Annotated in this window: 19 protein-coding genes; 1 reads left to right on the forward strand and 18 read right to left on the reverse strand. The window is 70.7% G+C overall.

Annotated features, from left to right (window positions below; translation table 11 throughout):
• Positions 1 to 185 precede the first annotated feature (185 nt).
• Positions 186 to 1,166, forward strand: coding sequence for an adenosylcobinamide-phosphate synthase CbiB (cbiB, locus tag ABTU92_RS04025; protein ID WP_408087895.1), 981 nt, complete (start codon positions 186 to 188; stop codon positions 1,164 to 1,166).
• 28 nt (positions 1,167 to 1,194) lie between these two features.
• Here cbiB and ABTU92_RS04030 read toward each other — a convergent pair whose 3' ends face one another.
• From ABTU92_RS04030 to ABTU92_RS04115, 18 genes are all read right to left on the reverse strand, one after another.
• Positions 1,195 to 2,238: a hypothetical protein gene (locus ABTU92_RS04030; protein WP_408087897.1), complete on the reverse strand. Its 1,044-nt coding sequence runs from the start codon at positions 2,236 to 2,238 to the stop codon at positions 1,195 to 1,197.
• A 183-nt stretch (positions 2,239 to 2,421) separates the two neighbouring features.
• Entirely contained in the window at positions 2,422 to 3,078 is a 657-nt protein-coding gene (locus tag ABTU92_RS04035; protein ID WP_408087899.1) for a DUF2478 domain-containing protein, read from the reverse strand.
• Between the two features lie 147 nt (positions 3,079 to 3,225).
• A complete protein-coding gene (locus tag ABTU92_RS04040) occupies positions 3,226 to 3,678 on the reverse strand; it encodes a flavodoxin domain-containing protein (protein ID WP_408087901.1) in 453 nt (150 codons plus the stop codon).
• A gap of 3 nt (positions 3,679 to 3,681) precedes the next feature.
• On the reverse strand, positions 3,682 to 4,971 hold the full coding sequence (locus ABTU92_RS04045; protein ID WP_408087903.1) for an FAD-dependent oxidoreductase: 1,290 nt from the start codon (positions 4,969 to 4,971) through the stop codon (positions 3,682 to 3,684).
• Complete coding sequence (locus tag ABTU92_RS04050; protein WP_408087905.1) at positions 4,968 to 6,476, reverse strand: aldehyde dehydrogenase; 1,509 nt, start codon at positions 6,474 to 6,476, stop codon at positions 4,968 to 4,970. Before ABTU92_RS04050 ends, ABTU92_RS04045 begins: the two co-directional genes overlap by 4 nt.
• 34 nt (positions 6,477 to 6,510) lie before the next feature.
• Entirely contained in the window at positions 6,511 to 8,202 is a 1,692-nt protein-coding gene (locus ABTU92_RS04055) for a thiamine pyrophosphate-binding protein (RefSeq protein ID WP_408087907.1), read from the reverse strand.
• Positions 8,203 to 8,212: 10 nt separating this feature from the next.
• The gene (locus ABTU92_RS04060; protein ID WP_408087909.1) at positions 8,213 to 9,001 is read right to left on the reverse strand and encodes an SDR family oxidoreductase; all 789 of its coding nucleotides are present in this window, start codon (positions 8,999 to 9,001) and stop codon (positions 8,213 to 8,215) included.
• Between the two features lie 4 nt (positions 9,002 to 9,005).
• Complete coding sequence (locus ABTU92_RS04065; protein ID WP_408087911.1) at positions 9,006 to 9,911, reverse strand: VOC family protein; 906 nt, start codon at positions 9,909 to 9,911, stop codon at positions 9,006 to 9,008.
• Positions 9,908 to 10,756, reverse strand: coding sequence for an IclR family transcriptional regulator (locus tag ABTU92_RS04070; protein WP_408087913.1), 849 nt, complete (start codon positions 10,754 to 10,756; stop codon positions 9,908 to 9,910). Before ABTU92_RS04070 ends, ABTU92_RS04065 begins: the two co-directional genes overlap by 4 nt.
• Positions 10,749 to 11,624 (reverse strand): alpha/beta fold hydrolase, encoded by an 876-nt coding sequence (locus tag ABTU92_RS04075; RefSeq protein ID WP_408087915.1) that lies wholly within the window; start codon positions 11,622 to 11,624, stop codon positions 10,749 to 10,751. The genes ABTU92_RS04070 and ABTU92_RS04075 overlap by 8 nt, the downstream gene beginning before the upstream one ends.
• Positions 11,621 to 12,364, reverse strand: a complete 744-nt coding sequence (locus ABTU92_RS04080; protein ID WP_408087917.1) for an SDR family oxidoreductase — start codon at positions 12,362 to 12,364, stop codon at positions 11,621 to 11,623. Before ABTU92_RS04080 ends, ABTU92_RS04075 begins: the two co-directional genes overlap by 4 nt.
• A gap of 32 nt (positions 12,365 to 12,396) precedes the next feature.
• A complete protein-coding gene (locus ABTU92_RS04085) occupies positions 12,397 to 13,440 on the reverse strand; it encodes a Rieske 2Fe-2S domain-containing protein (RefSeq protein ID WP_408087919.1) in 1,044 nt (347 codons plus the stop codon).
• A 41-nt stretch (positions 13,441 to 13,481) separates the two neighbouring features.
• Positions 13,482 to 14,033 carry a cupin domain-containing protein gene (locus ABTU92_RS04090; protein WP_408087921.1) on the reverse strand — a complete coding sequence of 184 codons (552 nt, stop codon included), beginning with the start codon at positions 14,031 to 14,033 and terminating at the stop codon, positions 13,482 to 13,484.
• Between the two features lie 30 nt (positions 14,034 to 14,063).
• Complete coding sequence (locus ABTU92_RS04095; RefSeq protein ID WP_111357316.1) at positions 14,064 to 14,906, reverse strand: ABC transporter permease; 843 nt, start codon at positions 14,904 to 14,906, stop codon at positions 14,064 to 14,066.
• 14 nt (positions 14,907 to 14,920) lie between these two features.
• Positions 14,921 to 15,895 carry an ABC transporter substrate-binding protein gene (locus ABTU92_RS04100; RefSeq protein WP_408087923.1) on the reverse strand — a complete coding sequence of 325 codons (975 nt, stop codon included), beginning with the start codon at positions 15,893 to 15,895 and terminating at the stop codon, positions 14,921 to 14,923.
• Positions 15,896 to 15,971: 76 nt separating this feature from the next.
• Positions 15,972 to 16,751 (reverse strand): ABC transporter ATP-binding protein, encoded by a 780-nt coding sequence (locus tag ABTU92_RS04105; protein ID WP_408087925.1) that lies wholly within the window; start codon positions 16,749 to 16,751, stop codon positions 15,972 to 15,974.
• On the reverse strand, positions 16,735 to 17,001 hold the full coding sequence (locus ABTU92_RS04110; protein WP_408087927.1) for a recombinase-like helix-turn-helix domain-containing protein: 267 nt from the start codon (positions 16,999 to 17,001) through the stop codon (positions 16,735 to 16,737). Before ABTU92_RS04110 ends, ABTU92_RS04105 begins: the two co-directional genes overlap by 17 nt.
• A 355-nt stretch (positions 17,002 to 17,356) precedes the next feature.
• Entirely contained in the window at positions 17,357 to 17,962 is a 606-nt protein-coding gene (locus tag ABTU92_RS04115; protein ID WP_408087929.1) for a pentapeptide repeat-containing protein, read from the reverse strand.
• Positions 17,963 to 17,981: the final 19 nt, after the last annotated feature.

The raw sequence follows: 17,981 nt of genomic DNA on the forward strand, positions 1-17,981 counted from the left end.
CGCCTCCTCGATGCTCAGACTCGCGGTGACGCCCCCTCACCCGACATCCGCGCTTGACGCGCGAATGTCGACCTCTCCCCGCGCGCGGGGAGAGGTGAGACTGGCCTCCCGTGACCTTCGCCCGAGACCGGTGTATGCCGCGCCCGCAATGACCGCCGCGATTCCGCGCGGTGCCGGATGCCGCGATGCTCGACCTCTCCGACCGTCTCCTCGTTCTCGTCGTCGCCGCCGTGCTGGAGGCCTGGGTTGCGTATCCCGACGCGGTGTTTCGGGCGGTCGGCCATCCGGTGTCGTGGGTCGGCGCGCTGATCGCCTGGCTCGACCAAAACCTCAACCGGTCGGCCTGGGCCGACGCGGTGCGGCGCGGGGCGGGCGTGTTCGCGGTCGCGGCGCTGCTCGTCGTCACGATCACGGCCGGTGCCGCGCTGGACACGCTCGCCGCGGCAACCCGGCCCGTCGGCCTCGTGGTCACCGTGATCGCGGTCGCGGTGCTGATCGCCGCCGGCAGCCTCGATCGCCATGTCCGCGCCGTCGCCGATGCACTCGACGCCGAGGGACTCGCCGGTGGCCGCCGGGCCGTGTCGATGATCGTCGGGCGCGATCCGGCGACACTCGATCAGCCGGCGGTGTGCCGCGCCGCCATCGAGAGCCTGGCGGAGAACGCCTCCGACGGCGTGACGGCGCCGGCGGTCTGGTTCCTGGCCGCCGGCCTGCCCGGCATGCTCGCCTACAAGGCGATCAACACGGCCGACTCGATGATCGGCCACAAGACCGCGCGGCACCGGGCCTTCGGCTGGGCGGCGGCGCGGCTCGACGATCTCGTCAACCTGCCGGCCTCACGCCTCACCGGGCTGATGCTGGTGGCGGCCGCAGTCGTCGTGCCGGGCGCATCGGCCCGCGGGGCGTGGACCGCGCTGCGCCGCGACGCCGGCCGGCACACCTCGCCGAATGCCGGCTGGCCCGAGGCCGCGATGGCCGGGGCGCTCGGCCTGCGGCTCGCAGGCCCGCGCGTCTACGGCGGCACCCGGGTCGAGGCCGCCTGGATGGGCGACGGTCGCGCCGAAGCGACGCCGGCCGACATCCGCCGCGCCGTCACGCTGTTCCGGGTGTCCTTCGGCGGCACGGCGGCTCTCCTGGCGGTCATCGCCATCCCGATGATGATCTGATCACGACAGCGGCGGGCTGCAACGTCCCTCACGTCGGCACGTAGCGGCGCCAGTTGTCGGTGCGCAGCGGCATCTCGGCGAAGGTCTTGCGGCTGTCGGCGGCGCAGCCGATCAGGTCGCGTGCGCTCACGTCCTTGCGGTCCAGATAGGCCTCAAGCTCGGCGAGCGAGTCCGCGAGGACATCGAAGCCGCGCAGCATCACGGCCGACGACATCTCCACGGCGCTGGCGCCGGCCAGCATCATGCGGGCGATGTCGAGCCCGCTTTGCGCGCCGTTGGTGCCGATCAGCGGCGCCTCCGCACCGAGCCTCGCGCGAGACAGCGCCAGCCACTGGCAGGTGAGCGGCAGGTTCCAGTACCCGCCGACGCCGAGCGTGGTGCCGAGCATGGGCTCGAACGTCTCGACGTCCGGGATCAAGCCGAGCGAGCGGCCCGCCATCACGACGGCCTCGCCGCCGGCCGCGACGGCGGCCGCCGCGAGTTCCGGCACGCGCTCGCTCTGGCCCGTGATCTTGATCCACAGCGGGATCGTCACGGCGGCCCGCACGGCGGATACGATGGTCGTGATGCGGGCCGGATCGAGCTCGGTCGCCACCGCACCGGGGGCCTGGCTCGCATAGGGCGTGCCGATGTTCAGCTCGAGCACCCGCAGGCCCGCCGCCTCCACCTGCTTCGCCATGGCGACGCAGGCGTCGAGATCGGCCAGGATCAGGCTCGCGACCGCGTAGGAGTCGACCGCCTTCGCCTCGCGGTCGAGCATCGCGGTCTGGTCGAGCCACGCCTCGAAGGAGAGCGGCGACAGGCCTGACCGGCAGGCGATATAGGCGTGCGCCGGCGCGTCCTTGCCCCACGGGATCGGCCGCCACGCATCGTCGAGCACCATGTACTCGGCCGCCTGGAGCTGGCGGCGCGCCGCCTGCGACTCGTTGGTGGACTTCACCACCACGGCGCCGACGCCGGCTTCGAGCGCGCGACGCACGCCCTCGGCGTCGATCAGATGCTCGGCCGATCCCGCGATCAGCGGGTTCTTCAACGTCACCCGGCCGATCGCCGTGCGCAGACGCTCGCTCATCCGGCTCCCCGTTCGCTTCTTGTTGTTCGCGATCACAAAACGATGCGCGACATCATAGGCGAAGGGAGGGCGGCTGGAAACCGGTCGAACCGAGCGAGCGAAGTGGTCCTTCGGATTCACGAACGCGTTCCGTGACCGCGAACAGACCCAGCGATGGCGACGTGTTCGGACGGGCGGAAAGAATCAGGCGGCCAGCCCTCGGGCCGCGCGCCGTTCGGCCCACCACGCCTCCAGGGCGCCGAGATCGGCCGGCACCATCAGGGCGAGGTCGCCGGCGAAGACGGCCCAGGCCGCCTCGGCCTTCGGGGTGACCACGCAGGCGACCGGCACGCCGGCCGCGACGGCCGCCTGGAACGCCGCGGTGAGCCCGCCACGCTCGGCCTCCTGGCCGCCGAAGCGGCTGAGGATCGCGAGGTCGACGCCGGCGGCGATCTGCCGCTCCACGCCGGCGCAGGCGCGCGCGAGGCCCGACGTGTCGAGATTGCAGGCCTCCGAGCCGGGGCCGAGATCCTGATGGATGCCGATCACCTCGCCCGATGCGAGGTCGCGCAGCGCCCCGCCGCAGCCGCAGGCCTCGCCGCCGTGACCGCCGTGACCATGGGCACCATGCGCGTGACCGTGGCTGTGCGGCCCGCTGCGCGTCGTGCCTTCGGGGTCCGATGCGACGACCAGACCGGCGACCGCGAGGCCTTCGGCCATGCGGGCCCTCGCGAAGGCGATCAGCACGTCGGATGCCCCGGTGCCAGGGCCGCCGCGGATCGCGGCGATCAGCGGAAACGCTCCGGCCGCGGCCGGGGCCGCCATCGGCATCACGCGGGTGGAAGAAGCATCAGTGCACATCGGGCCGTCCTCGCCGGGCGTGATCCTGTCGCCTGTCAGGCAGGGTACCATCGCCCAGCAACTGCACAACCCGCAGGCCTGCCCAAGATTTCGTCACGCGCGCCGGAGCCCGTTCGCCGGAGCCTCGGACGGCAGACGTGCGAAGGGTCACACCGTCTCGGCGGCGACCAAAACCTCGTCGAGCCAGCGGCCGGCGACGTCCTCGGCGAGCTCCTTCCCCGAGGCGTCGTGCAGGCCACGCGGCGCCACGGCGCGGGCGCCGAGGCTTTCCAGCAGCTCCTGGAACGTGCGGCCGCCGAAGTTGAAGGTCTCGGCATATTGGCTGTCGCCGAGCCCGAACACCGCGAAGCGCTTGCCGGCGAGCGACGGCTTCGCCGCCGCCAGCGCGGCGTGGAACGGCTTCGCCGATGCCGGCAGCTCGCCGTCCCCATAGGTCGAGGTGACGATCAGGAACAGCGCGTCGGTGTCGAACACCGATGGATCGGCGCCGTCCATGGCGACGACCTTGACCTGATGATCCGCCGAGAGGCGGTCGGCCAGATCCTCGGCCAGCATCTCGGCGTTTCCGGTCTCGGTTCCGTAGAGAATCACGATGGTCATGGGTCAGGCCGCGCGATGGACGTGGACGATCATGTCGGACGTGGAGCAGAGCTTCAAGCGCGCCCGGCCGGGCGGCGCCGCCGCCGTCTCGGCGGCCTCGATGTGCTTCCAATGGGCAAAGGACACCGGCGTCACGCCAGCGGCCGCGAGGCGGGCGAGAAGGCCGGCGCGCCCGGCGCGGGGGCTCGACGTGACCTCGGCGGCCGTGAGCGTGGCTGCAACCGTGTCGGCCAACAGCTTCGCGTCACGCCGCGCCTCCGGGATGGTGCCGACGGCGCCACCGCGGAACCAGCCGACCGCGAACAGCCGATCGGCGATCCGGTGCGGCAGCGCGCCTGCGCCGTCGCCGGCCGGCACGCCCACCGGATCGATCAGCGCGGCGCGGGAGTCGCAGCCGAAGCCGATCGCCGTGACGACGCTGGTCGCCGGCAGAGTCCGCCTCGTTCCATCGGCGCTCCCGAACCGCACTGCCTGCACGGCGCCGGCCGCACCGCCGACGATCTCTTCGGGTGAAAGACCGAACCGGAAGCGCACGATGCGACGCGCATCGGCCGGGCCGGCACCGTGGATCACCTTCAGGGCGGCGAGCCGCGCGGCCACCTCGGCCGGCGCGTCGACGTCGAGATCGCCATGCACCTCGACGCGGGCGCCGGCGAGATGCGCCATCTCCTTGATCAGGGCCGGATCGAACCGGCAGGCGGCGGCGGAACCGCGCCCGATGACGTCGACGGTCTCGATGCCGCAGGCGTCGAGCGCCGTGGCGCGGGCCGGATCGAGATCACTGCCGGAGAATTCGTCCGGCGTCTTCGCCAGCAGGCGGGCGATATCGAGCGCGACATTGCCGGCACCGACCACGACGACGTTGCGCCCGAGCGAGGGTGGCGTCGCGCTCTCGCCCGGATGGCTGTTGATCCACCGCGTCAGCGCCCCGCTCGTGATCACGCCGGCGAGCGTCTCGCCCGGCAAGCCGAGCCGGCGATCGACCGACAGCCCCGCCGCCAGCACGACGGCGTCGTAGAGCCCGAGCAGCGTGGCGAGCGTCACGTCGCGGCCGATCTCGACGTTGCCGTGAAAGCCGACGCCGTCGCGCTCGAACAGCCGCTCGAACTGCCGGGCCACCGCCTTGGTGCCCTGATGATCAGGCGCCACGCCATACCGGATCAGCCCGTGCGGAACGGGAAGCCGTTCGATCACGTCGACGACCGCGCCCGGCACCGCCTTCACCAGCGCCTGCGCCGAGAACAGGCCGGACGGGCCGGCGCCGACGACCGCGATCTGACGAGATCCGCTCATGCTCCGCCTCCGAGGACCGACGCGGCCCACGGGTGCGGCCGCTCGCTCGTGTCGAAGTACCACGACTTCTGGCTCATGTAGGCGCGCAGTCCGTCGCGCCCCTTTTCGCGGCCGAGACCGGAGTCCTTCACGCCGCCGAACGGCGTCGCGATGGAGAACTGCTTGTAGGTGTTGACCCAGACCGTGCCGGCCTTCACCGCGCCGCCGACGCGCCGCGCGCGTAAAAGATCGCGCGTCCAGATCCCGCAGGCGAGACCGAAGTCGTTGTCGTTGGCAACCGCGATCGCCTCCGCCTCGTCGTCGAACGGCATCACGACCAGCACCGGCCCAAAAATCTCCTCGCGGCAGATGCGCGCGGCATTGCTCACGCCGGCCAGAATGGTGGGCGCATAATAGATGCCCTGATCGTAGACGTCGCCGCGCGGCGCCGCGCCCCCGGTGAGGACGGTCGCGCCCTCTTCCAGCCCGATCCTCACGTAATCCGCCACGCTGTCGCGGTGATCGTCGTGGATCAGCGGCGCGACTTGCGTGGCCGGATCGAACGGATGGCCCACGACGAGACGCCCGGTCGCCGCGACCAGCCGCGCGACGAACCGGTCGTAGATCGCGCGCTCAACCAGCAGGCGCGAGCCGGCGATGCAGGACTGGCCGCTCGACGAGAAGATGCCGAACAGCACGCCGGCGATCGCGACGTCGAGATCCGCGTCGGCGAACACGATGGTGGCCGACTTGCCGCCGAGCTCGAGCGAGACCGGCATCATCTTGTCGGCGGCCTTGCGGGCGATGCCGCGCCCGACCTCGGTGCCGCCCGTGAACGAGACCTTTCCCACCGCCGGATGCCCGACGAGCAGATCGCCGACCACGCCGCCGGATCCCGGCAGGACCGAGAGCAGACCCTTCGGCAGGCCGGACGCCTCGACGATGCGGGCGAGCTCGAGCGAGACGAGCGGGCTCCAGGACGCGGGCTTCAACAGCACGGCATTGCCGGCGGCGAGCGCCGGCGCGACTTTCTGGGCGTCGCTGGCGATCGGCGAGTTCCACGGCGTGATCGCCGCGACGACGCCGATCGGCTCGTGCGCCGAGATCGAGAGATAATCACCGCGCGCCGGCGTCATCGCATCCTCCGCCGTCTCCAGCACGGCGGCGAAATAGCGGAACGTGCCGGCGGCGCTGAGCGCCAGCGCCTTTGTCTCTTTGAGAGTCTTTCCGGTGTCCCGGCTCTGGATGTGAGCGATGCGGTCGGCGTTGTCGGCGATGCCTTGCGCGATGCGATAGAGACAGGTCGCGCGCTCGTGGGCCTTCAGGCTCCGCCAGGTCGGATCGCGCTGTGCCGCCTCGGCCCGGTCGATCGCCTCCAGCACGTCCTCGCGCGAGGCGCCGTGCAGCACGCGGTTGAGGCTCCGGTCGGCCGGAAAGATCGACGTGATCTCGGCGCCGCGGCCCGGCCGCCACTCGCCGCCGACGTAGAGCAGGTCGGGCGGCATCTTGTCGTCGGCGATCAGCATCTCTTTTACGTCTCCCAGGATCCGCGCGTCCTGATCACGCGCCGCCGCCGGCGGCTCCGGCGGGCGGGCCGCCGAACGGCTCGGCGAACGGGCCGATCGCCGTCATGTCCACCTCGAGCAGGATCGGCCCCTTGGTTTCCAGAGCGCGCGCAAAGGCGGGCTCGAACGCGTCTACGGTGGCGACGCGCACATGCGGCAGGCCGATCGAGGCCGCGAAGCCGGCAAAGTCCGGCGTGCGGAGTGTGCTGTAGCCGTAGCGGCTGCCGTACTGGGCATCCTGGATGTTGCGGATGACCTGATAGCCCTTGTCGTTCATCAGCACGAAGACGACGTCGCTCTCCTCCTCGACCGCCGTGAGCAGCTCGGAGAGGTTGAGCATCGCGCCGCCGTCGCCGACCAGCGCCACCGTCTTGGCGTCCGGCGAGGCGCAGGCGGCACCGACCGCCATGGCGATACCCATGCCGATGCCGCCGCCGAGCGCGTGGACGCCGAGATGCGGCGCGCCGATCGCGACGTAGCGATTGCCGAAGGTCGAGTTGGCGATGGTGACGTCGCGTACGAACGGATGCCGGCCCGGACCGACCCGCCCCAGCATGGCGTCGGCGATCACCTGATAAGGACCGAGCCGGGTGCGCAGCGCGCCCTCGGCGCGGGCGCGGGCGACGCTCACCTCGTAGCCGAAGCCCGGATCGACATCGAGCGTCTCCGGCAACCTCTCCAACAACCCCTCCAGCACGAGGCGGGCATCCGCCGCAATGCCGAGATCGACGGCGTAGTTGCGGCCGATGCGGCTCGCATCGGCGTCGATCTGGACGAGCGGCGACGGCAGCACCAGGGCGCCGTCGCGCGTCTCGTTGCCGCGCAGCCGCGATCCGACCACGATCATCAGATCGGCGCGGCGGTACACGCCTTGAGCCTCCGGCGTCATGTTGAAGGCGCCGAGGCTGCGGGCATGCCCCTCGGGCACCACGGCGCGGCCGTTGGTCGACGTGACGGCGCAGACGCCGCGCTCGACCAGCGCGGTCGCGGCCTCGGCAGCGCCGCGGGCGCCGCCGCCGAGCCACAGCATCGGCCGCTTCGCCGCCTTCAGCAGCGCGGCGAGCTGATCGAGCTCGTCGTCGTTCGGCGCGGTCCGGGGAATGTTGAGCGAGACCTGCTTCGGGATGCGGGCGAGCGCGCGCTGGATGTCGACCGGCAGCTCGACGCTGACCGGGCCGGACGGCGCGGCGAGCGCGGCCGTCGCGGCGGCCTTCAGCACGCCGAGCGCGTCGTTCGCGTCCCACACCCGGAAATAGCTCTTCGAGATCGCCTTCAGCATGTCCGGCTGGCGCGGCACGTCGTGGATGCCGGCGCGGTCGCGGTCCGCCCACGGGCTGTCGACCTGGGTCGTGATGTGCAGCACCGGCGCGCCCGCCGTCAACGCCTCGACCTGCGATCCGGCGGCGTTCGCCGCGGCCGTTCCGGTCGACGTGATCACGACGCCGAGCGAGCCCGAGACGCGCGCATAGGCGTCCGCCATGCTCATCGCGCCGGCCTCGCCGCGCGCCGGCACGAAGCGGATGCGGCGCTGGCGAAAGATCGCGTCGAGGATCGGCATGTTGTGGATCGAGATGACGCCGAACACGGTGCGGACGCCGATCTCGGCCAGGAATCGCGCGACGAGATCGCCGACCGGCTCCTCGGCGAGGCGCTCCTCGATGCGCGACAGCGGCAGCGAAATGGTCATGCTGGGGGTCCTAGATGAAACGCGAGACGCCGCCCGAAACCTCGAGCTGGGCGCCGGTGACATAGCTGGCGGCGGGCGAGCCGAGGAACAGGATGGCGCGGGCCGCCTCCTCCGGATCGCCGAGCCGGCCGAGCGGAATGCCTTTCTCCCGTGCGAGCGATGCGACCCAATCCGCACGCGACTCGGTCTTCCCCGAGGCCTCGTAACGACGCTGCCACTGACCAGAGTCGACGAGCCCTAAAAGAATCGCGTTGACCCGGATGCGCGGTGCGAGCTCGCGGGCCAGCGACTTCAGGAGGCTCTGCACCCCGGCACGCGCCGCCGAGGTGCAGACCATGTGCGGTTCCGGCTGGTAGGCGAGCAGCGAGTTGACGCCGACGATCGCCGGCGCGTCGCTCGCGTCGAGCAACGGCTTGATGGCGCGAATCGGATGGACCTGGCTGAAGAACTTCAGCTCCAGCTCGTCGCGCCAGTCGTCGTCCGTCGTGTCCGCGAAGGTCGAGACCCGCCCCTGCCCGGCATTGTTGACGAGCAGATCACATCGCCCGCGCCAATCCCGCACGGCCTGGGCGAACGTCTCCACCTCGGCCTTGGCCAGCACGTCGCAGCGCTGCGCCAGCACGCGGGCGGCGCCGTGTCGCGCGGTCAGCTCTGCCGCGGCCGCCGCGAGGCGGGCCGCGTCGCGCCCGCACAGCGCCACGTCCGCGCCCTCCTCGAGCAGCAGGCGGCAGGCGGCGAGGCCGATCCCGGAGCTTCCTCCGGTGACCACGGCGACGCGACCCGACAGGCCGAGATCCATCCGATCAGCTCCGCACCGGGAAGCCGACGTCGGGACGGCCCTGCATGACGGCGCGCATCGCCGGCGTCGGCGGGCCGGCCGTCATCCATACGTCCATCTTCTCCGGCACGTCGCGCGGCCACACCTGCGGCTCGTGCGTCGCCTCGTCGATCTGCTGCACCTCGGTGGTGAACTCGATGACGAAGCCCGACGGCGAGACGAAGTAGGCGAACGGGTTGTTGCCCGGCCCGTGCCGGCCCGGCCCCCAGGCCGGCGCCTGGCCGAGCGTCTTCATCCGGCCGATGCCGCGCATGAACGAATCGATGCTCGGCATCTCGAAGGCGACGTGATTGACGCTCGGATAGGTGCTCTGGTTGAGAGCAATCGAGTGGTGGTCGGCGGCGATCCTGAGGAACACCATCTGGGCCGCCGAATAATCGCTGATCCGCATACCGAGCACGTCGATGTAGAAGTCGCGGGTGCGCTCCATCTGCGGCGTGTTGAGCACGACATGCGTCACCTTGCGGGGCCTGGCGATGTCGTCCTCGGTGTCGTCGTGCTGCGCCACGCCGGTGACGAAGCGCAGCCGGCGCCTGTCCGGATCGAGCGCCATGAAGCCGAAGCCGCCGCCTGGCGTCGTCACCTCAGCCGGCGCGCCGAGCACGTCGACGCCCTTCGCCACGAGATCGCCGTGCAGGCGCACGATATTCTCGCGGCTCGCCACGGCGAAGTTCACGTAGTCGACGCCGAACACGTCGTCGTCGCGCAACGCGTAGATGTACTGCTCGGGCCCGGTGCCGCGGAAATACAGCGCGCCGTTTTCCTGCGCGATCGGCACCAGGCCCCAGTTCTTCACGTAGAAATCGCGGGTCGCGGTCGCGCCGGTGGCGCGCATCGCGATGCCGCGCATGTGACTGATCAGGCCGCTCATGCGGTTCTCCTTCGTGTCGTCGGCGCCGCCGGCGCGGCCGGCTTCACCACATGCCCGAGGCGCTTCGAGATCTCGTCGGCGGCGGCGCGCACGGCGTCGCCGATGCGGCCGCGGCGCCCGGGCTCGGTCGAGAACACCTGCGCCGGCCCGGTGACGTTGACGGCGGCGACAGGCTCGCCGGTGCGGTCGAAGATCGGCCCCGCGAAGGAGCTGACACCCGACACGTAATGACTTTCACTCCAGGCGAGCCCGGCGGCGCGGTCGGCGGCGAGCATCGCCTTGAAGGCGCCGAGCGTGCGCGGCGAGTGCTTGGAGTAGGTCGTGAAAGCGAGGTCGCCGAACACGCGGTCGATCTTGTCGTCGGGCCAGAACGCGACGATGATCCGGCCGAGCGTCGTCGCATAGGCCGGCACGCGGCTACCGACATGAATGTTGCTCGCGAGCGGCACGTTCGGCACCTGGCGGACCAGATAGAGCGCGTCGGTGCCGTCGAGCACGCCGACATGGGCCGAGAGGCCGACCGACTCGGCGAGATGGGTGACGACCGGCATCGCCGTCTGCACCAGATCCTGCGAGTAGGAGGCGCCGGCCGCGATGCCGACCAGGCCGAGGCCGATGCGATAGCCGTCGCCCTGGGGGCGGCGCTCGATGAAGCGCTCAGACTCAAGCGTCTGCAGGAGGCGCATCAGCGTGGTGCGGTTGATGGCGAGGGCGCGCGCCGTGCGGCTCATGTTGGTGACCGAATCGCCATCCGCGATGGCGCGCAGGAGCCGGATCGCGCGCTCGACCGGCGGCACGCCGACGGCGGCGGAAGCGGGGCTCTCGCCTGTCCCGAGATCACTCATCGCCGCTCTCCTTCGATGAGTGATGGGCCGCGAGGTCGGCGATCAGCGAGGCCACGACGTCGGGCCGCTCCTGCGGCAGCGCGTGCCCGGTGCCGTCGATCAGCACGAGATCGTCACGGACGCGCGCGGCCGGTGCCAGCGCGGCCGCCACGGTCGCGGACTGCGCCGGCGGCGTGATCTTGTCCTCGGCCCCGCAGGCGACCAGCACCGGACAGGTGAGCGCCGCGACGTCCTCGATCAGCCGGCCGCAGCCGAGCATGCGGCTCGCCTGCCCGTAGCCGGGCATTCTCACGCTCGCCATCGCACGGATGACGGCCGGCAGCACCGCGACGTCGGAGACCAGGCGCGGCGCGCGTGCCTGCGCGAACTGTTCAGGTCCGAAGCGTTCGAGATCCGCGAGCCGCGCCGCGACGCTCTCGGGGAGCACATCGCCCGGCGCGGCGCCGTAGCCGACTGCGGGCGATAGCAGCATCACGCCTGCCACGCGGTCCGGACTGCTTCGTGCAAGAGCGGCCGCCATCAGGGCGCCGAGCGAATGACCGACCACGATCGCCGGCCCGGTGCCGAGCGCCGCGAGCAGCGTGGCGAGCCGCTCCGCGTAGTCGGCGGCCGACGGCCACTCCGGCGCGAGCGGCACCGAGGTGCCGTAGCCCGGCGCGTCCCAGGCGATCACGTCGAAGCGCGGGTCGAGCGCCTCCATCAGCGGGACGAAGGAGGCGGCGTCGCTGCCGATGCCGTGCAGCAGCACGACCGGCACTGACTTGTCGCGACCCGCGCGGTGCAGGTACGCGATGCCGTCGGCGCGGCCGCCGACGATGCCCGCGGCCGGCGCGTCCGTCGTCTCCAGGATGCGTGCTGCGCCGCTCATGTGAACACGAACCCGGCGGAGACCGGCAGCACCTGGCCGGTCAGCGGCAGGGCACCCTCGCTGAGCAGGAAGGCGACGACGTCGACGATGTCCTCCGGCGTCTGCGGCCCCGGCACGGCGCGGCCATTCTCGTACAAGGCATGGCGCTCGGCCGGCACGTAGTCGGTCGCCTCGCAACGCATGATGCCGGGCGCCACCGCCGTGACGGCGATGCCCCGCGGCCCGAGCTCGCGGGCGAGCGAGCGGGTCATCGCCATCACGGCGCCCTTGCTGGCCGTGTAGGCGAGCAGCCGCGGCGCGCCCCACAGCGCCGTGTCGGAGGCGAGGTTCACGATCCGGCCGCCGCGGCCCATCAGCGGCGCGAGCGCCCGTGTCACCAGCCAGGTCCCGCGCACGTTCACGCGCTGGACCCGGTCCCACAGATCGAGATCGATCTCGTCGAAGAGCTTGCCGCCGACATTGGTGGCGATCGCCGCGTTGTTGACGAGGCCGTCGATCGTCTCGTCCTGCGCCGCGATGGCGTCGGCGAAGCGCGTGACCGACTCCGGTTCGCCGAGATCGACCGGCACGAAGCGCGCATCGATGTTCTGACGCACCAGCTCGGCCGTCGTCGCCTCGCCGGCCTCGACCAGGATGTCGGCCAGGACCAGGCGCGCGCCGCGGCGGCCGCACGCCTCCGCGATGGCGCGCCCGACCCCGCGGGCCGCTCCGGTGACGACGATGGTGCGTCCGTTCAGCATGCGCCCTGCCCGCCTCCGCGCGTCACGTCCACTCAGACCGCCGTGCGCGCCGCCGCGGCGTCCTCGGCGGCGATCTGCGCCTTGGCGGCGCGGGTGAGCATCTGACGCATGCGCGAGACGCCGATGTCGTGCTGATAGAGCATCTCGCGCATGCGGGCGTCGTCCGGCATGTCCTCCAGCATCTCGCGGTCCTGCTCGAGCACGTGCCAATGCCGCTCCTCCAGCATGGCGCGATAGAGGAAGCGCCACGCCTGCCGCGCGAGGCCGTCGATCTTGCGCATGCGCCAGAAGAAGACGTAGCAGTGCGTCTCGTCGATCGGCGTGGTGAAGCCGATGATGCGGAACACGCTGCCGGGACCGGCCGCCTTCGGATACGGGATGTCGAGGCGGCAATAGGTCTGCGCCTCGGTGACCACCATGTGGGTCCAGTCGAAGTTCTCGCCCTGCTGCTGCACGCGCGAGACGATGAAGCCGTCGTCGGTGCGGTCGAGCTTCATCAGATCCTGCTTGGCGCCGTAGGCGAGCGTGAAGCTCTGCGCGTGCAGGTAGCAGCCGTGCATCGGGTCGGCGAGGTTGTCGAGCGCGTAGCGGTAGTTGCAGCCCCAGCGCGACATGCACAGGAAGCCCTCCCACGCCTCGTCGAGGAACTCCGCGGGCGCCTGGAACGGCGGCGCGGTCGGGCGCTCCGCGCTGGGCATGTAGACGAACACGCAGTCGCGCATTTCGTGCACGGTGAACGACTCGATGGCGCGGCGGCCTTCGAGCGCGCATTCCGGCATCGCCGGCACCTGCACGATGGTGCCGGTGCCGTCGAGGATGACGCCGTGATAACGACAGGCGATGTTGCCCTCGTGCACCTCGCCACGCGACAGCTTGGCACCGCGATGCGGGCAGAAGTCCTCCAGGCACTGCACCTGCCCGGCGGCGTCCCGCCACAGCACGAGGTTGCGGCCCAGGATGGTGACGCCGTGCGGCCGCCCGGGCTTCACCTGCACGGACTTCGCGGCTGCGTACCACTGGCCGAGCAGGCCCTGGTTGATGCGGCGTTCGATGCGGTCCTTGAGATCCGTGGACATGTGTTGCTCCGGGACGGCGCCTGGGTCGGTTCTGCGGGAGATCAATTCTTCGGCCGCTTGACCTTGGACAGCGGGTGATCCTCCGGATAGGTCGGCGTCTCCGGCTTGGTCGAGCCGATGATCACCAGCATCAACGCCTCCTCGATGCCCTCGTTGACGAGGCCGCGATACATGCCGGGCGGCACCGAGATGAGGTCGCGCTCGCCGAGCAAGGCCTCGAAGCGCTGGCCCTGGTGCTCCACCATGAAGCGCAGCTTGCGGCCGCGCAGCACGAAGAACACCTCCTCGGCGTCGGTGTGGAGATGCAGCGGGCCCTCGCAGCCGGCCGGCAGCACCATGGTCGAGAAGGTGAAATGCTCGGCCGGGACGACATTGTCGTCGTGCGCCACGCCGGTCGCGCCGGTGCCGATGTAGCGCATCTGGGCGCGGCGATACTTCGGATCGTAGTCGGCCTGGAACTTCAGCGCGTTCCAGTCGAGCTTGCGGGTGTCGTAACGAGCGATGCGCGACTCGAGCCACTGCTCGAAGGTCTTGCCCTCGGGGATCTGCACGTCCTCGGGCATGATCTCGGCCATCTTCACGGGCTGGTTCATGGACCTCTCCTTCGGCTCTGCTCCGCCACGTCAGTGGCTGGCACGGGGGATGTAGTGGAGGACGCGCTTCTCGATCGCGGCGACCGCCATGTAGAGCGCGATGCCGATCACGGTCAGCAGGATGATGGCGTTGAACACCATCGCGGTGTTGGCCTGGCCTTCGCCGTAGGTGATCAGGAAGCCGAGCCCGACATTGCCGCCGACGAATTCGCCGACCGTGACGCCGATGACGGCGAGCGTCGCGCCGATGCGAAGCCCCGCCATCAGGGCCGGCATGGACGACGGAAACTCGATCTTCCAGAAGATCGCCGCGCGGCTCATGTTGTAGGCGCGGGCGAGATTGACGAGGTCGCGATCGACCGTCTTCATCGACTGGAGCACGTTGACGAGGATCGGGAAGAACACGATCAGCAGCGTCACCAAGAGCTTCGGCCACGCCGTGTAGCCGAACCACATGATGAACAACGGCGCGAAGGCGACCTTGGGGGCGATCTGCAGCGTGAGCAGATAGGGCGAGATCGCCCGCTCCCACATGGCCGAGAGGCCGAGCGCGTAGCCGAAGGCCGCGCCGAAGGCGCTGCCCAGCGCGAAGCCGACCACCGACACCCACAGCGTTGTGAAGAAGTGGCGGGCGAGGTTCTCCTGCGCGACCATGCGGCCGAACTCGGCGAGGCAGTCGCCGAGCGTCGGGATGATGTAGCGCGGCACGCCGAGCAGCGGCGGCGCGTACTGCCAGGCGGCGAGCACCACCACGGCGATCGTCAGCGTCAGGGCGATGTCGGGTGCCATCTGGGCGAGCGACGCGTTCGCGGCCGCGAGTCGGCGTCTCGTGCGACCCGATGCCGCGTCGGCGTCGAGAACGTTCACGCTCATCGGATCGCTCCCGCTCACTTGACGAACTGGTTGGTGTAGAGCTCGGCGACCGGCACGGCCGTCTGCACGATGCCGTTGTCGACGTAGAACTTCTGCACGGCGGCGATGCGCTTCGGATCGAGCTTGCCGAGCTCCGCCGGATCGTCGGTGCGGTACACGAGCGTGTTGTAGCGCTGCATGATATCGAGGATCTGGGCCTCGCGGCCGGCGTGCTGCGGCACTGCCTTGACGTACTCGGCGGCCGCCTTCTTCGGATCCGCCTGGATCTCGCGCACGGCCTTCAGGGTCGCGCGGACGAAGCCCTCCACCACCTTCGGCTTCTTGGCGATGGTCTCGTCGGAGGCGAGCAGCGCCTGCGCCATGGCGGGGAAGATCTTGGTGATCGGATAGATGTCGACGCCGATGCCGGCCTCCTCGATCGCCGCGGTCCATTCCGGCACGCCCGAGATGGCGGCGAGGTCGCCGGAGATCATCAGCTTCACCATGCCGGCGGGGCCGACCGCCTCGATCGAGACGTCCTCCTTCTTCAGGCCGGCGCTGGCGAGGGCGGCGAGCGCGTTGTAGTAGGTCGTGTCCTGGAACGAGAGCACGCCGATCTTCTTGCCCTTCAACTCGGCGAGCGACTTCACGCCGGCGTCTTTGCGCACGATGATCTGGGTGAGCGCCTGGCCGCCGAGCACCGCGACCGCCTTCACGGGCAGGCCGTTGGCGCGGACGATCACGGGCGTATCGCCGATGCCGCCGCCGAGCTCGGCATTGCCGACCGCGACCTGCTTGGCGACGTCGGCGCCGCCCTTGCCGACCTGGAACGTCACCTCGAGCCCCTCGGCCGCGTAGTAGCCGCGCGCCTGCGCGAGCTGGAACGGCGCGAAAGCCGGCAGCACGCCGGGCGCCGGGAACAGATAGGTCATCTTCTCGGCGGCCTGCGCCGTCGTCGCGGCGAGCAGCAGGGCCGCGCCGGCGGCCAGTCGGATCGGCAGGGAGGGCATCGGGGGTCTCCTTGATGGCCCGGCGGGGGTCTTCGGTCGCGGTCTTCGGTCCGGGACGCAGTGTACGCGGAAACGCTCAGGCGGCGCGCTCGGCGAGATGCAGGGTGTTGAACAGATGATCGATGTACTCGTGGGCGCGCGGCATGCGGCCGCGGCCCATCGGGTCGCCGCGCTGCGGCAGGTCGATCGGAAGCTCCTCGACGAGCCGCCCGGGCCGCTCGCTCATCACGACGACGCGGTCCGACATCAGCACGGCTTCGGCGAGATCGTGGGTGATCAGCACCGTGGTGACACCTGTCGCCACGATGGTGCGGGCGAAGCTCTCCTGCAGGATCATCTTGGTCTGCGCGTCGAGCGCCGAGAACGGCTCGTCGAGCAGCACCACGTCGGGCTCGACCGCCAGCGTCCGGGCGAGCGCGGCGCGCTGGCGCATGCCGCCGGAGAGCTGATGCGGATAGTGATGCGCGAAGTCGACGAGGCGGCAGCGCTCCAGCTCGCGCATCGCCCGCTCGCGCCGCTCGGTCCGCGCGATGCCGCGCGACTCCAGGCCGAACTCGACATTGCCGACGATCGTCCGCCAGGGCAGCAGCAGGTCCTTTTGCAGCATGAAGCCGACGTGCCGGGTCGGCCCGATGACGCGCTCGCCGCCGATCCGCACCTCGCCCTCGCTCGGCCCGTCGAGGCCGGCGACCATGTTGAGGATCGTGCTCTTGCCGCAGCCGGACGGCCCGACGACGGCGACGATCTCGCCGGCGCCGACATGGAAGGTCAGCTTCTCGACGGCCGTGAACTCGTCGCGCTTGCCGGCGATCGGGAAGCGCTTGGTCACGCCGATGAAGTCAAGCGCCAAAACCATGAGCCGCGTAAGCCTCGTCGAGAGATGCGTTGATGGCGGTCAGCTCGGCCTCGAGCAGATCGACGGTCCAGGCCGTCGAGCGGCTCGCCGGCGCGACGATCCCCTGCGCGGAGAGCTGCTGCGCGACGGCGGCGAAGTCGTGCGTGCCGGCCGCGAAGATGCGCTCGAGCGCGACGGCGAGCGCCGCCTCGTCGGCGCCGAGGTCGCGGCCACGGGATTGATGCGCGAGGTCGGAATGCGGTCTGGGCATCGGGGGTCGCCTGTTCGCTGCCGCTCGTTCGTCTGTTCATAATTGAACAGATCGTTCAATGATGAATAGGCTAGGGTCGGACCTGCGGCGCCGTCAAGCTCAATTCCGCATCACTACGTATGCCGCAGTGCGAGTTTGTTGTGCGGTGCAAAGGACGGCCGCGAGCAGCCGCGGCCCGACCACGCCCGGCGGTGCGGGCGGTTGCGACGTGATCACTTCGTGGGAGGTCGTAGGGTGGGCAAAGGCGCGCCGCAGGCGCGTCGTGCCCACGCAGTCGTGACAAACCGGACCGGACAGCGTGGGCACGCTTCGCTTTACCCACCCTACGCGACACGCGCCTGCGACCGTGTCCCGGTCAGCTCCAGCGATAGCCGAAGCTGCGGATGCCCGAGAGCGCGGGCTGGCCGGAGAGGAGGCGCGGCAGCTTGACGCCGGTGAGCCAGGTGCGGCCGTGCACCTCCATGCCGGCCGTGTTGCAGCGGCCGTCGAACTGGGCGTCGTGACACCACAGGCCGCCGAAGCACTCGTTGTCCTCGAACGAGGCCGGCCCACGAAAGCGGGTGCGCTCCAGCGACAGATTGCCGAGCACCTGCAGGCGGTCGAGGAAGGCGGCGCCGTGAAAATCGGCGAGATCGAAGTCGCCGACGCCGTGGAACTCGCAGCCCGAGAAGGTCGCGTCGCCCAGGAAGGTGGCGCCGTCGAACCGCGCGTCGTTGCCGAACACCGCGCCGGCGAAATCGACCTTCATGGCGAACCGGCAGTCGCGGAACCAGGCGAGCCCGCCGAACACGGCGCCGCGCGCGATCACGGGCGCCTCGAAGCGCGTGCCGGTGAGATCGACATTGCCGATCCGGGCGCCGCCGAGATCGAGCGGCTCGTCGACGACGAGGCCACGCAGGTCGCAGGCATGTCCGACGGTGAGCGGCGCCGTCATGGCGGCGCGCAGTTCGGCGGCTCTCATGTGGTCTCCTGTTCGGATG

Origin of the sequence: Rhodoplanes sp. SY1, assembly GCF_046000175.1 — a bacterium.
Taxonomy (GTDB): domain Bacteria; phylum Pseudomonadota; class Alphaproteobacteria; order Rhizobiales; family Xanthobacteraceae; genus Rhodoplanes.